The following is a 14,358-nucleotide window of genomic DNA, read 5'->3' as shown; positions in this document are numbered from 1 at the left end:
ACCTGTATTTGGCTTCTCACCTGTATTTGGCTTCTCACCTGTATTTGGCTTCTCACCTGTATTTGGCTTCTCACCTGTATTTGGCTTCTCACCTGCACTTGGTGAATCTGTTTCTGCTTTTATTTGCTCTAATCGATTATTTTTTATTCTGAATAGGTAAGTTTTATCCCCTTCCTTAGTCGTTTCTGAATTTCCATAATAATATTTTAGTCGCGAAGGTTCTGCATGATATATTTGAATTATATCTCCCTCCTCATATGTTAAACCGTTAATAGCTCCTTCCATTGTATTTTTAGTACTCTCTTGTCCTTGTACTTTCACATTTACTTTTTGTTTTTTATTTTTGTCATGTATTTCCACACCAATATATTCTTTGTTTGCAAAATAGCTATGCACTGAACCATTTGTTCCTACAAAACTTAATTTTTTGGTTTGAGGATGTACTGTTAAGCTTCCTACTAAATATGATCCCAATCCTAAAAATTCTAGTGTATCTCCATATTCCACATTAACCGGAGTACTTATAAGATTACTATTTCCATACGTATTTGTTAACTTTATTAATAAATTCCCCTTATTTTTTCCAATCTTAGAAGCTTCAATAGAAGATGTGGTAACAGAAATATTAACATTGGAATCATCGTTTAAATTACGAATATCCGTCAAAAATTTAGAGGCATCTAAATGCGAAGCATCTTGTTCCCCTAATAATACTGTTGGAATATCTTTTATATTTGCTGTTGGAATAATGTACGGACTGAGTTCTCTATCTACTATTTTATTTTCTTCTATTATATTTTTCCAAATAGGAAGTGTTATTTTCGGATATTTTTCTACTATCTTCTTTGTTTCATCGTTTGCGTATAATCCCCATTTTTCAAAGAAAGGTAATAAATTCCTATCAGTAACCTTACTTGCCATTTGAATAAATAATTGCTTTTTACTATCATCAGTATCCAATTTATGATTTTTTAAAACTCGATACTCTTGATTAAGTTTTGGATAAAAATTATTTCCGTATGCTTGGCGTAATTGCTCAAACATTCCAAGTTTAACCCATACATTCTCATTATCAAAGTTTTTATTAGGATCATTTAATTCTAAAAAGTCTCTTATTTCTTTTTTTGAACCTTTCAGGCGATTAGGAAATCCTAATTTTTCTTGAATGACTAACGCTGGAATATTAACAGTTACTTCTCCTAAGCCACTCCATTTATAATCTGGATTTTGATATGTATGTCCCATCTCATGCCATACTCCCCATTGCTGTTGAGTTGATGGAGTACTCAAAATATCTTTACCTGCACCAGTATTTTTTTGGAAACAAATATATTCACTTGTTGCATAAGCGTATCCGGCACCGTTATCCGGATTTACAATGTGTATTTTATTATCATATTTTTTGGCAACACCATTGGCATCCAAATTCAATCCTGAAACCTCATTTTGAATTAAATACATCTTGTCCCAGTACTCTAATAAATCTTCTACTGATCTATTTTTTAACGTTTCAGCAGCAAGTGTATATTGAAATGTACCAAATACATGTTTACCAATTAGTTCAACGAACGGAGCCTTTGGCATTTTTTTCAACATGTTTATCCATTCATTTTGTGTGGTTTCCCCTAAAATGAATTTAGGTACATCCTCTCCCCCCCATATTGAAACTGTAATTGTATTTGTTTCAGATTTATTTTTGAGATATAACATTCCATCTCCTTTATCAAAAACAATGTCATTATCTCCACTCTTTAATTCAAAATTAGTATAACCAATGTCTTTATTACCATCTAAATATTCATATGTTCCAATTCTGCCGATAGTAGCATACAGTTTTGCTGAATTATCAGCATTGTGAACTTGAATTTTAATATGTTCTCCTTTTTTAACAAAAATTCCTGTCGGTTCTAAATCAGTGTGATACATTGTACGATTTTCCAAAGATCTTCTGGCATTCGCATCTCCTCTTGGTTTTAAAACAAATTTTCCCCTCCGATCTGTTGCCTGTAATTCATTTTTAGTCGGTTTATCCTCATACGCCGCATAAGATATTTTTGGATAAAATTGCTGTGGCAATATAATTACCATGACTGCGATCAAAATGCGTAATAATTCAGAAATTTTAACGCGACTTAGTTTGTAACTTTTAGCCCCACTACCTTGTCGATTCATGCTGTACTCCCTCCGTTTTTTATTATCTTAGCAAAGATTAATACTAAGAATCTTAATAATTATAACTTTAATAAGATACATGTCAAATATAAGATTTAGCTCTTTTTATTGCGATAAAACCTTTAGGGGGAAAAGGAGCTACTGTGCCATGAAGTGCGAAGTAACTTCTAATAAATATATTTTTAAAACACAGAGATTTTCACTAACATAATTGGATCTTTCGTTGGGTGGCCAATACGATGTGGATAGCACACTTCTAACTGTCTTGTAACAAAATTCCAATCCATTACTTGATCTATCTTTACTAAATGATGCGAATCATCATACATCATTCCATAGTACTTTCGATTCTCTTCAACTTGTTTCATAGAATATGTAACATACAAAAAAACTCTCCTCGCTTCATTTCATTTACGAGGAGAGTTTGTCGGATTTTTCAGTTTCTTCCTATTGACTAGGATGTTTTTTTACGTGCAAGTTCATGAGATGTATCTACACTAGAAGTATTCTTCACTCGGAATAAACTCATTACATATCCTGATGCAGCTCCGATAAGTGCTGGCATGATCCATCCAAGTCCTGCATCATATAAAGGTAAAATGCGAGAGAATAAAGAATTGATTGCTTCAACTTTTAGATTTGCAGTATTTAGTCCATCAAAGAGACTGACAATAAAAGTGAACAACAAACTCATTTGATATACTTCTGATTTCCCTTTAAAGAATCGGTGTAAAAACGTTAAGAAAATTAGCACGATCGCTAAAGGATAAATCGCTGTTAATACAGGTTCAGATATGGCAATCAGCTCTGTTAAGCCAAGATTTGCAATGACAGCACTGAAAATAGCTAACATAACAGCAAATGTTTTGTATGATATTTGTGGAAATACTTTATGGAAATAGGATGAACATGCCGTAGTAAGCCCAACACTTGTCGTTAAACAAGCTACAGTGATCATCATTCCTAATAATAAATTTCCTAAAGAACCGAAGTAGTAATTTGCTACTTTTGATAAAACCTCTCCGCCATTTTCTAAATGTCCTAATTTAGAAACACTAGAAGCGCCCATAAATGCAAGTGCAGTGTAAACAGAAATTAATACGACTGCGGCAATAAGCGATGCTTTTATACAAACATTGATAACAACTTTTTGGTCACTTACACCTTTCGCTTTGATCGCGTTAATAATGATAATTCCAAATACGAATGCTGCGAGAGTATCCATTGTTAAATAACCTTTCTGAAAGCCTTTGAAGAAAGAGTTTGTAACAAATTCTGATGTTGGTGCTTCAAATTCACCAATTGGCTTAATGACAGCTGTAACAACTAAAATGCCGATAAATGATAATTTAATCGGGGTTAAAAACTTTCCGACAACATCAACAATCTTTGTAGGATTTAAAGAGAGTAGACAAGTAATGCCGAAAAACACAATAGTGAAAATAATTAAAGGGAAATGACCACTACTTTCTCCTACGAATGGTTTTACGCCTATTTCAAATGATACGCTTCCTGCTCTCGGTAAAGCAAAAAGAGGACCAATTGCTAAATACAGAATAAAAGCATATATACTCGCAAACCATGGATGTACGCGACTTGCCATTGCTTGTAAGTCATCACTACCAGAAACACCAAATGCTATTACACCAAGTAGTGGTACACCAACTCCTGTAATTAAAAATCCAGCGTTAGCAATCCATACATTACTTCCTGCTGTTTGTCCTAGCATAACAGGGAAAATTAAATTACCTGCTCCAAAGAAAAGGGCAAAGAGCATTAGCCCAATCACAAAAATATGTGAAGTTTGCACATTTTTTGACACAAAAAAACCTCCGAATTTGAATATCTTGAATTCTTTCCGCAATCAATACAACAAAAAGTCAATTTTTGTCGAATCACTAAAGATAATAACAAAAATAAATTATTATGCAAGACAAAAATGAATTTTTCGTAAATTTATTTTTTCTATTATTTTTATTGTATAGGGGTCTTGCCTCATCGCTATCAATCTAAAAAGAATGGGTTACTTCAAACCAATAAAAACGAGCAAAATGCACAAACTTTTGTTTTTTGGGTATTAAAATCTCGTAAGTTGATGGACATGGGGTAGTCCCAAATGCCCATCAAGCTAAGGTTAAAATCTCTATAAATTTCCACCTTATCATTAAAAATTTATATATTTAAATAATATGCAATATTGCATATGGAAATATATTGAAATAACTTTAAAATCTTATTATAATTTATCTAGTAGAAAGCTTTTTACATAGTAATTTAAATATTTTTGTAGGAATATATTTCAAAAACGAAAAAGTAGAGGGAATATGGATGAAAATTTTAAAAGGAATGCTCGCGTCTACAATAGCAATTACAACTTTTACGGGAGTAGGACAAACTTCTCATATAGTGAGTGCTGCTTCAAACGATTCAGTAATGCAGAAAAAAGAAGCGAATGTAGAAAAACAAGAAGAAAAGCAAATCATTGTAAAGTTTAAAAATGAGATTCATTTGCCGTATGAGGATGGGATAGAAAAGCGAATCAGACAGGAAAAAAATGATATAGTACTAGAAAACTTTTTTTCCGATTTCTCAGACTTAACATTAACTCGTTTATTTACATCTGTAAGTCCAGAAGAAATTCAAGGTTTAAATAAAAATGCGAAATCCGATCATAATAACTCACCTTCAAACCTATTAAATTATTATGTAATTCAATCTTCAAAACATATACAAGCAGAAGTATTAGTAGAAAAATTAAAACAATCGTCTTTAATAGAGGATGTATACATAAAAGAACTGGAAAATTCAACACCGCCGGAAGTACAAATGCCAAACTTACTTCTTAACCCTTATGATGACCCTAGGTTTGAAAACCAAGGATATTTAAAAGAAGCGCCATATGGGATTAACGCACCTTATGCATGGAGCATTAAGGGAGGCGACGGAAAAGGGATAACATTTACAGATATGGAGTATGGTTGGCTATTAGATCATGAAGATTTAAAGAATCAAAATATCGAACTTATATCCGGAAAAAATACAGATGCTCACGCCGGACACGGGACATCAGTTCTAGGGATTGTTTCTGCGGAAGATAATCAAATCGGCAATATTGGCATTGCACCAAAAGCCACAGTAAAAGTAGTATCTCAAATTAGAGATGACGGTAGTAATAACAAAGCGGATGCCATATTAAGTGCTGTAAATCATCTACATGCCGGTGATGTTTTATTGTTAGAGGCACAATCATCTTATGAAGGATATCGTGATAAATATTTGCCGGTTGAAGTGCAACCAGATGTATTTGATGCGATTCGCACAGGAACGGATAAAGGGATTGTAATCATTGAGGCCGGAGCAAATGGTTGGAATGACTTAGATGAATTTAAAAATAAAGATGGAAAAAAAGTCTTAAATCGTAATAGCAAAGACTTTAAAGATTCCGGCGCAATTATGGTTGGAGCTGCTTTATCAACCATTCCTCATGGGCGTTCATGGTTTTCAAATTACGGCAGTCGGATTGATGTATATGGATGGGGTCAAAATGTAGATACAACTTCTGCTGAACCAAATAAAAGTGCTAAAAATTTATATACGTCAAGCTTTAATGGTACATCGAGCGCCTCACCAATTATTGCTGGTGCAGCCGTTTCACTACAAAGTATTGCGAAAGAACATTTAGGTCAACCTTATAAACCAAGTGAGTTAAGAGACATCTTAAGCAACCCAAATACAGGAACACAATCTGGAGAACCAGATTATGATAGAATTGGTGTTTTACCAGATTTAAAAGCTATATTATTAAAATTAGGATTTCAACCAAATGAAGAAGATTCAAAATACGTGAGAGAAAAAGAACCAAATAACGAAGATTCAAAGGCAAATCCAATAGATTTCAATACAACGATTAAAGGAAATCTTAACGACGATGATAAGTCAGATATCTATACTTTTACAGTTAATTCACCGCAAAATATAGATATTTCCGTAGTAAATGAAAAACAAATTGGAATGACATGGACACTTTATCATGAATCAAATCTAGAAAACATTGTAGCCTATGGGAAAAATAACGATAATACCATTAAAGGTGAATATAATGCAAAACCAGGAAAATATTATTTGCATGTCTACAAATATGAAAATAAAAATGGGTCGTATTTATTAAACGTAAAATAGGTTTTATGCATACACTCCAAAAATGAACGCCCCCCAATTGTTAGACACAACTAATAATTGGGGGGCGTTTTTTATGGCACTTCAATACCTTCTTTTTGATTTCCTACTTGAGTCTTACACTATTAATCTAAAATTATTTTTTTACCTGTTGGGAAAGCATACAAATTCTCTTTTAAAACAGTATTTAGGATTTTATATCCTTTCGAACCAGTGCAATGACAAGAATATATAAATACAAGTTGACTTTTTAACATCTAAGTCGCTGCTATGCAGAACAAAACATGGCCGCTACTTGCTGTCTATCTTTGTTGTAAACTTTGCACGTGGCAGGAAAAGGAACTGACCGCCTCTATGCATGGCCGGTTGCTCTCGCCCACCGAAAAAGAAAAGGGTTTTTATGTTAGTACGTTCCCACATCCATCAACTTAAGAATGTGTAGCGGTACCCCTCTATACAAAAACAGAAGGCGGATATACATCCCCCCTCTTGTGTCCAACCAATATTATTCTTGCTCGTCCATAATTTTCTCAAATGCAGCAGATACTTTTTCAAATTCCTCATCACTCTCAATGTATGAGAAGTCACTACCTTCTTCTACTTTTAAAAAGAAGATATCAATGTCTTCCTCTGTTTCCGTTTGAATGTCTTCTACAAAGCCAACAGCAATGTATTCTGCTCCTTCGACATTCATCGTTCCAAGCACTTCAACTTCCTGCTCCTCATTACTCTCATCACTAAGGGTAAAAATTTCGCCTACTTCAATTTCCGACATATTCATTCTCCTCCTGTTACACTCTAAAAAATAGAACGTTCAAATCGTATACTTACTAGTATATATTTCCACAAAAAAACAAATTAATGCGCAAAGAACAACAATTTCTTGCTGCTTCAGCGTAAGAATCCAACTAAAAGGATATCATCTGTGAATATGAATGAATACATTTTGAGCTCTCATCACCCTTTCCCATTAACAAAAGAGAATAGTAACGTGCTTTTAACTTCAAAAATAGTCCATGATGGATGTGTGACTGTACCCTATATGTAGCTTTATATTCACTCAACTCTTTTTTGTGGTGTAATTATTTATTTACCCGTTCCAATAATAACTCTCGTAAACTTTCCGATAGTGCATCCACCTCTATAATCCTTTCTAGCGCTTCTTTATTGTATTTATCGTGAAGTTTAATGTGATTGACTCGTGAAATCGATACTTTTTTGGGATGCGATGCAACAAGTTGTAAATAATCACTTGACGAAACCTCCCCTTCTTGTAGCACTCGACATAGGAAGCCTGTATATCCTGTTTGTTGCATTTCAAGCGCTAAAGTAGGGACGTCATATTTTTTAGCAAGCTTATAACATGGATTTCTTGGCTCGGACACCTGTATAATTGCTTCTCCGAAAGCGAAAATATCTCCAATATGAACCTTTTCTTCAGTCAACCCGTATACTGTAATATTTTCTCCAAAGAGTGAATCATTTATCATGTTATGGATTATATTGCTCCAATGAGCGTAATGATCATAAGAATATACACATAAAGCTTTATCTTTTCCACCATGATCTTTATAGGCTTGTTCATCTCCAGCTAAACCTGTTTTCGTTAAAAAAACCCTTCCTTGGACAGGGCGCTTTCTTATTGCTGTTGAAATAACAGTTTTTCCATAGCTTAGATTTTCAATTTTACCAATATTGACAGACTTTACTTGAAAAATCGTTTCAGACATTTTTCTATCTCCTTTTATAATTCATAATATCATCTGATATTTTACATGTTATTTAATATTTCAGCTCCAAACTTTGCATAGCATATGCTTGTGCCTCTTCTGCATTTTGATTTAAAATAGCTTGAAACAATTTTTCATGAATAACGACGAAATGTCAAAAGGTAGATGGATGGTAAAGTGGAGTCCGTTTTCTTTATTACTGGAACAATTTGCTTGTATTGGCATAAAAATACTCAAAAAATGAACTACACCTCAATTGTTAGACACAACTGAGGTGTAGTTTTTTATAACCAAATATACGATAACTTCGAACTTTCTATTCACAAAATAGAATAACGTTATTTTAATCTCTTTTTCACAAACAAAATAAAAAGCACCAGACTAATAAACCCAGATACCGCACAGACCATAAATAACATCTGATATCCCATGAGTTGTGAAACAAATCCTAAAATAATAGATCCTAAACCAATCCCTAAATCAAAAGCAGTGAAAAATGTAGCGTTCGCTACACCTCGTTTCTCTGGTGGAGCTAATCGTATCGTTGCTACTTGAAGAGCAGGTTGTGCTGATCCAAATCCAATTCCGTACAAAATAGCAGTAATAATGACCCCAACAAGACCTTTTGTCATTGCGAGGACGAATAGTGCAAGTATCATGATAACAAGTGCAGGAACAATAATGATTCCTTCTCCGCGCTTATCGGATATTTTCCCAGCAATCGGTCTAATGACTATAAGTGTGACAGCATAAACTAAGAAAAAAGCACCTGCATTCACTTGAATCTTTGCCGCAAACAGCGGTAAGAATGTTGTTATGCCACCAAAAGTAAGGGATAAGAAAAATGTCACAATGGCGATTGGTAAAACCGTTTTTTCAAAAAATGATATTGGTTGTTTTGATGTATGTTGAACTGCTGGAATTTTTGTACCAAATGCAAGTATGAATGCCATAATTGCTAATGCTGTGCATAGTAAAAATAGATAATGAAATGAAAATGATTTCGCTACCCAAAGACCTAGTATCGGTCCTAAAGCCATGCCTAAAGTCATCGCAAGTCCGTACCATCCCATTCCTTCTCCGCGACGAGATTGTGGAATGACATCCGTCACAGCCGTTCCGATTGAAGTTGTCGCAATTGCCCAGCTAACTCCATGAAGGATACGTAATGCCACTAAAAATATAACTCCTGTTACCCAATCGTAAAAATACATGGTAATTGCAAAAAAGAGTAGTCCGCTTATTATAAATACGTGCCGGCCATATCGATCCATTAATCCCCCAACAATAGGACGAACAATGACTGCCGATATTGTAAACACGCCAATAATAAATCCAACTTGAGATTCACTTCCACCTAATTGTTTAATAAACATAGGTAGTGTTGGCATTAATAAATAAAAACCACTAAATAATAGTAATGCTGTAATTGTCAGCATGATATAATTTTTTGTCCATAAACGTTCCATGTAATGTAATCCTTCTTTCTATCGTTTCAATAAAAAAGCAGTACCACCGCTATATAAGTGTTGGTACTGCCATGATGTTCTGCTCATTAGAACGTACTTGCTACTATAACAGCCTTTTCAAGACCTTCTGCAATAATTTCTTCTGCTTGATCTGGGAATTGGTTGTGACCTTCAATCACGACTTTCTCCATATCTTTTACACCGAAGAAGCTCATCATGCTTGCTACATATTTAACAGCCATTTCCATTTCAGCTTTTGGCCCTGTAGAATATACACCGCCACTTGCGTTTAATAATGCAATTTTCTTATCTCCAATCAGACCTACTGGACCTTCTGGCGTATATTTAAACGTTTTGCCCGCGCGGTTTAAATAATCAATATATGTGTGTAGTACAGCTGGGATTGTTAAATTCCATAATGGAAAACCAAAGACAACTTTATCAGCTGCAAGGAATTGATCTAAATATTTATCAGCAACAGCTACTGCCTTTGCTTCCCTTTCTGTTAAATCAAGTCCTCTACTAGCCTTAAATGTACCGTTAATCATATCTACTCCTACATATGGTAATTCTTCATTATATAAATCAAGCTCTACCACTGTATCATTTGGATGTGATTCTTTATAGCTCGCTAAAAACGCTTCATATAATTTCACACTAACTGATTGATCTGCTGGACGATTGTTTGCTTTTACAAATAAAACTGTTGTCATTCTCTTTTCCTCCTGTTACTCACTCTTACGTTGTTCTATATTTACTCACTAAAAAGAACATTCCATTTTCAACAAAAATATTATAGTCAACTTGATTGACTATATTTCACATAGTACAATGGAATTCAAATAAAGTCAACTTAATTGACTTTATTCAAGGAGGTTACATGTATGAATCATCAAGTATTTAGCGAATTAGATCTTACATCACTTTTATCATTATCCTTTAGTGCATCAATTAATGAACTACATGAGAGATTAAGTGAATTAGGATTTGAAGACATTAGACCCGCACATGGTTTTTTGTTTAAATGTATCAGCCCTAATGGAGCAACAGGTATAGAACTAGCAGAATACTTAGGAATTACAAAACAAGCTGTGAGTAAAATGGTCGATTATCTTGAGAAATGCGGTTATGTTATGCGCCAAACCCATCCCACTGATAAGAGAGGGAAAATTATTGTTTTAACCGAACGAGGTTGGTTAGTAGTGAAAGCAAAAGAGAAGATACTATCTGAAATTGAAGGGCGTTGGATTGAAAACTTAGGCGCTGAACGAATGCAAATGCTCAAAGAGGATTTAACAAAATTAGTTTATGAAGGAAATGAGGATAAATTATCACCGAGGTTTAAACCTGTCTGGTGAATATGTAATCTATGAAAGGGATAACTATATATGTAAATGAAAATTGAAAAAATGACATAAAAAAGAAACAATCTCCATTATTATTGACGATTGTTTCTTTTTTTATTAATATTCAAATGGCAAAATAGACATTAAGTCTACCTCTTCAGTTTCTTCTTTAGGATTCGTTTCAGCTTCATTAGAATAAAAAGACGCCCCTGTTAACATTGCGAACGCTACTAAATTTCCCACAATAAATTTTTGCATACTCTTCCCCCCCTCATATTTGTGTCTTAAATATAGCACGGACAAATATTTGTAGAATATGCAATATTGCATATGGCGTTTTTGTTCTCAGGCAAAGGTGATTATGTTACAATGAGTATTCCATCAAACCGTCTTAGCGGTTAGTAAACACTAGCCTCTGAGAGAGAAAAGGCCCATTTTCGAATGGGCTTTTTTATATGTCTTATCTAAGTAAATTACTTGATCGTTTATTACATGATTTAGAACATTTTTAAAGCATTTTTTGTCATAAAAAAACTGCATCTCCAATTGGAAATGCAGTTCAATATATTAACTTCTCTTATTTACAAATTATTTAATGAAGAAAGATACGATTGCTAAAATGATACACACAATCCCGCTTAATAATTGTCCTAGTCCAGAACTTTGTCCATTAATCAACAAGTTGAACAGACTTTTTTTCGTTTGCGTTTTTCCGAAGAATGCATCATCTCTTTTCATTCTATATACACCCCATAAGATTAATGCCACTCCAAAAACGATAAGTACTAATTGTAAACCCATTACCTCCACTTATTTTGTATATATTGAATTTTTTTCAATCAATTTTTAATTGTTGTTACATCCATGAACAACAATTGCCTATCATTTCTAACAAATTCATTGTCGCTTCTTATAATTTCATTATTACATTTAAACGATAAATCAACTATCGAATAATCTTACATAAAGATTACAGTTCTGTAAGAATGAAAGAAAACAAGCTTTCTACAAAGGCCTTTTTTGTTGTAGACACATATGATAAGAAGTTCATCTTACCTTATATATCTTTCATTTCTCTTTCATAAATGTTACAAAAGTCTTTCATTGACTTGGCGATCTAGTATTACCAATGCTCTCAAAAAATTACATTTGACACCTAAGTGAATTACGAATAAAATAGTGTAAAAATACACCTTAGGAGAGGTTGAATACTATGAATCCAAAAGACATTAGTAAAAAATTATTGCTCATACAATTATTTCTGTTAATACTGAACCTATTTATTTTTTCTTCAAGAATGCGGTTTTTACCGTGGTTTATTGAAGACAGCTTCGGTTTATTCGGCGTTTTCATTACCGGTCCTTTATTATTATTGATCGGTGTAATCATGACCTATATGAGAAAAAGAGACGCTCATTGTATAACAACAACGAAACTAGCTATTCCTTTTCTTGCAGCGATTTTTTCAATCTCTATTATTACAATCTCATTCACAGATTTCGTAAATATAGTAGCTCTTGTGTTTACTACTCTGATGGTTGTGATCACTGTCGTACTTGTTGTACAAGATTTCCTTACATCTAATAAATAGTAAAGTTTCACCATCAAGTTAAGAACATCTTGATTGCCTAAAACGAAAAAAGTTAACCCTTACAGTTAATTCAGTGTAAGGGTTAACCTTTTATTTAGCGTTACTTTAAAGCCCTAACTTGATGGGCATTACTTATACAAATCTTTTCAATTAAAGCTCCCTTATTTGCTTTGTCAGTTCGTTGAATCTTTTATCAAGCTCCATGTATGCTTCATCTTTAGGAGTTAAAAAGCTAAGTTTCCCTAAAACTTCTTGCCGTTCTGTTTCAAGCTTTAGACGTAATTCAACAAGATTATCACTTTTTTGAGATGTTTCTTTCAATTGCTTTTGTATGCTATTGTTTGAAAACACTAGTTTACTGTTTGTCGTTTTTTCAAGGAAGTATCGATCATGCGAAACAATCAGCAATGTACCATTATATTGTGCTAATGTAGTTTCAAGCTGTTCGCGGGAAGGTAAGTCAAGATGATTGGTCGGTTCATCGAAAATAAGCACATCTTTTTCATCTAAAATATACGACATAAGCTTACACTTTACACGTTCTCCCATGCTCATGTGCTTAATTGGCTCTTTCCATTGTGAAGATGTAAACCCTAAATGCTTCATTACATTTTGGACTTTTCCTCTTTCTTCAAAAGTCTCTTTATAAAATAATTGTTCTGGTGTTTTTTCAAGCGGTAAATCAAATACTTCTTGTGTTAAATAACCAATATTTGCAGATGGTGAAATCCATACTTCTCCTTCAATCGTTTCATGTCCCATAATCATCTTCAATAATGTTGTTTTCCCGCAACCATTAGGACCAACGATTGCAATTTTCTCACCATGTTGAATTGTGAAATCAACTTTCTCAAATAATGTTCGTCCCTTAAAACATTTTTTTAATTGTTTCACTTCTAAAAAACGTTTTCCTACCTTTTTATTTGCTTGAATTGAAAATTCTACAGTAGGGTCTGGCTTAACACGCTCTATTTTCGTTTTTTCAAGCTCTTTTTCCAGACGCTTTTGTTTCGACTTCACTTGTGCATCCATTCGTTTTGCTTTTACACGATAATATTCTTTAATTCCATCTTTTTTTGTCGACTGTGCATGCGCTTTTTGTGACCACGATGTTATTTGTTGCATTTGTGATTCTATACGTTCGATATTTTTTTGCTGCTTTTCATATTGGTGCTGCTGAGCGAGTCTCTTTTGTTCTCGAAACTTCATGTAACTCGTATAATTCCCTTGATGCTCCACTAGTTTTGTATCTTCTATCGACCAAATTTTCGTTGCAACGGCATCTAAAAAATAACGATCATGTGATACGACGACGATTGTTCCACGATAGCCTTTTATCTGATCAATAAGCAATTCTGTACTCTGCTCATCTAAATGATTGGTTGGTTCATCTAGCATTAAAAAATTTGTCCCCTTTGCAAACCCTTTTGCAAGTCGCAGTTTCAGTTTTTCACCACCACTTAACTTATGAAAATCGTTTGTTGGTACGTCCCATTTTGAAAGAAGTTCAGCTTCTACGGTTGTTACTTCATTAGGTGTATATGCCTCTTTTTCTTGTTCCACATATGCCATTGTTACATTCATTTGTTGCCATTCTATTTTCCCTTTTGTTAGTTCTATTTTTCCATTTATCATCTGTAACAAGGTGGATTTTCCAGCACCATTTTTTCCGATTACTCCGATAATATCTCCCTGTTTCACTGTAGCATTAATTTGTTCAAATACAGTATTCTCCATTATTTCCACAGAAACATCTTTTAGTTTTAAAAGTTCCTTCATACTATCCATCCCTTTCTATAAAAGGAGAACAAAAAAATCCTCCCAATTATATTTGGCAGGATTAGTCGTTATATTATTTATACCCAAATAAGCTA

General features: G+C 33.7%; 13 protein-coding genes and 1 pseudogene. 3 read left to right on the top strand and 11 right to left on the bottom strand.

The window, feature by feature from the left end:
• The 3 genes from H280_RS0119615 to brnQ form a co-directional block, all read right to left on the bottom strand.
• Window positions 1-2,172, bottom strand: a 2,172-nt coding sequence (locus H280_RS0119615; RefSeq protein ID WP_020062826.1) for a M60 family metallopeptidase, incomplete at its 3' end; no start/stop codon positions are given.
• A gap of 182 nt (window positions 2,173-2,354) precedes the next feature.
• Window positions 2,355-2,558: a hypothetical protein gene (locus tag H280_RS0119610; RefSeq protein ID WP_020062825.1), complete on the bottom strand. Its 204-nt coding sequence runs from the start codon at window positions 2,556-2,558 to the stop codon at window positions 2,355-2,357.
• A 68-nt stretch (window positions 2,559-2,626) separates the two neighbouring features.
• Window positions 2,627-3,994, bottom strand: a complete 1,368-nt coding sequence (gene brnQ, locus H280_RS0119605; RefSeq protein ID WP_020062824.1) for a branched-chain amino acid transport system II carrier protein — start codon at window positions 3,992-3,994, stop codon at window positions 2,627-2,629.
• Between the two features lie 506 nt (window positions 3,995-4,500).
• Between brnQ and H280_RS0119600 the strand changes: the two genes are divergently transcribed.
• Window positions 4,501-6,351 (top strand): S8 family peptidase, encoded by a 1,851-nt coding sequence (locus H280_RS0119600; RefSeq protein ID WP_020062823.1) that lies wholly within the window; start codon window positions 4,501-4,503, stop codon window positions 6,349-6,351.
• Window positions 6,352-6,853: 502 nt separating this feature from the next.
• Here the strand turns inward: H280_RS0119600 and H280_RS0119590 are convergent.
• The 5 genes and pseudogenes from H280_RS0119590 to H280_RS0119575 all read right to left on the bottom strand — a co-directional run bounded on the left by H280_RS0119590 (window position 6,854) and on the right by H280_RS0119575 (window position 10,260).
• Complete coding sequence (locus H280_RS0119590; protein ID WP_020062821.1) at window positions 6,854-7,123, bottom strand: DUF1292 domain-containing protein; 270 nt, start codon at window positions 7,121-7,123, stop codon at window positions 6,854-6,856.
• A gap of 307 nt (window positions 7,124-7,430) precedes the next feature.
• Window positions 7,431-8,078 (bottom strand): MOSC domain-containing protein, encoded by a 648-nt coding sequence (locus H280_RS0119585; RefSeq protein WP_020062820.1) that lies wholly within the window; start codon window positions 8,076-8,078, stop codon window positions 7,431-7,433.
• A 52-nt stretch (window positions 8,079-8,130) separates the two neighbouring features.
• Window positions 8,131-8,220: pseudogene (locus tag H280_RS25875) on the bottom strand (FadR/GntR family transcriptional regulator); the annotation flags it as partial.
• Between the two features lie 196 nt (window positions 8,221-8,416).
• Window positions 8,417-9,547, bottom strand: coding sequence for an MFS transporter (locus tag H280_RS0119580; RefSeq protein WP_020062819.1), 1,131 nt, complete (start codon window positions 9,545-9,547; stop codon window positions 8,417-8,419).
• 86 nt (window positions 9,548-9,633) lie between these two features.
• A complete protein-coding gene (locus H280_RS0119575; RefSeq protein ID WP_020062818.1) occupies window positions 9,634-10,260 on the bottom strand; it encodes an FMN-dependent NADH-azoreductase in 627 nt (208 codons plus the stop codon).
• A gap of 171 nt (window positions 10,261-10,431) precedes the next feature.
• Between H280_RS0119575 and H280_RS0119570 the strand changes: the two genes are divergently transcribed.
• Window positions 10,432-10,905 (top strand): MarR family winged helix-turn-helix transcriptional regulator, encoded by a 474-nt coding sequence (locus H280_RS0119570; RefSeq protein WP_020062817.1) that lies wholly within the window; start codon window positions 10,432-10,434, stop codon window positions 10,903-10,905.
• A 105-nt stretch (window positions 10,906-11,010) separates the two neighbouring features.
• Here the strand turns inward: H280_RS0119570 and H280_RS26205 are convergent, their stop codons facing one another.
• Entirely contained in the window at window positions 11,011-11,151 is a 141-nt protein-coding gene (locus H280_RS26205; RefSeq protein WP_020062816.1) for a quorum-sensing peptide PapR, read from the bottom strand.
• Window positions 11,152-11,481: 330 nt separating this feature from the next.
• On the bottom strand, window positions 11,482-11,694 hold the full coding sequence (locus H280_RS0119560) for a hypothetical protein (RefSeq protein ID WP_020062815.1): 213 nt from the start codon (window positions 11,692-11,694) through the stop codon (window positions 11,482-11,484).
• A gap of 412 nt (window positions 11,695-12,106) precedes the next feature.
• On the opposite strand from H280_RS0119560, the gene H280_RS23995 reads away from it, so the two are divergent.
• On the top strand, window positions 12,107-12,484 hold the full coding sequence (locus H280_RS23995; protein WP_020062814.1) for a hypothetical protein: 378 nt from the start codon (window positions 12,107-12,109) through the stop codon (window positions 12,482-12,484).
• A 150-nt stretch (window positions 12,485-12,634) separates the two neighbouring features.
• Here H280_RS23995 and abc-f read toward each other — a convergent pair whose 3' ends face one another.
• Window positions 12,635-14,263 (bottom strand): ribosomal protection-like ABC-F family protein, encoded by a 1,629-nt coding sequence (gene abc-f / locus H280_RS0119550; protein WP_028411312.1) that lies wholly within the window; start codon window positions 14,261-14,263, stop codon window positions 12,635-12,637.
• Window positions 14,264-14,358 lie beyond the last annotated feature (95 nt).

Origin of the sequence: Bacillus sp. 123MFChir2, assembly GCF_000383235.1 — a bacterium.
In the GTDB taxonomy this organism is placed as follows: domain Bacteria; phylum Bacillota; class Bacilli; order Bacillales; family Bacillaceae_G; genus Bacillus_A.
The sequence above is the reverse complement of the archived record's forward strand: the minus strand, read 5'-3'. Positions and strand labels throughout refer to the sequence as shown.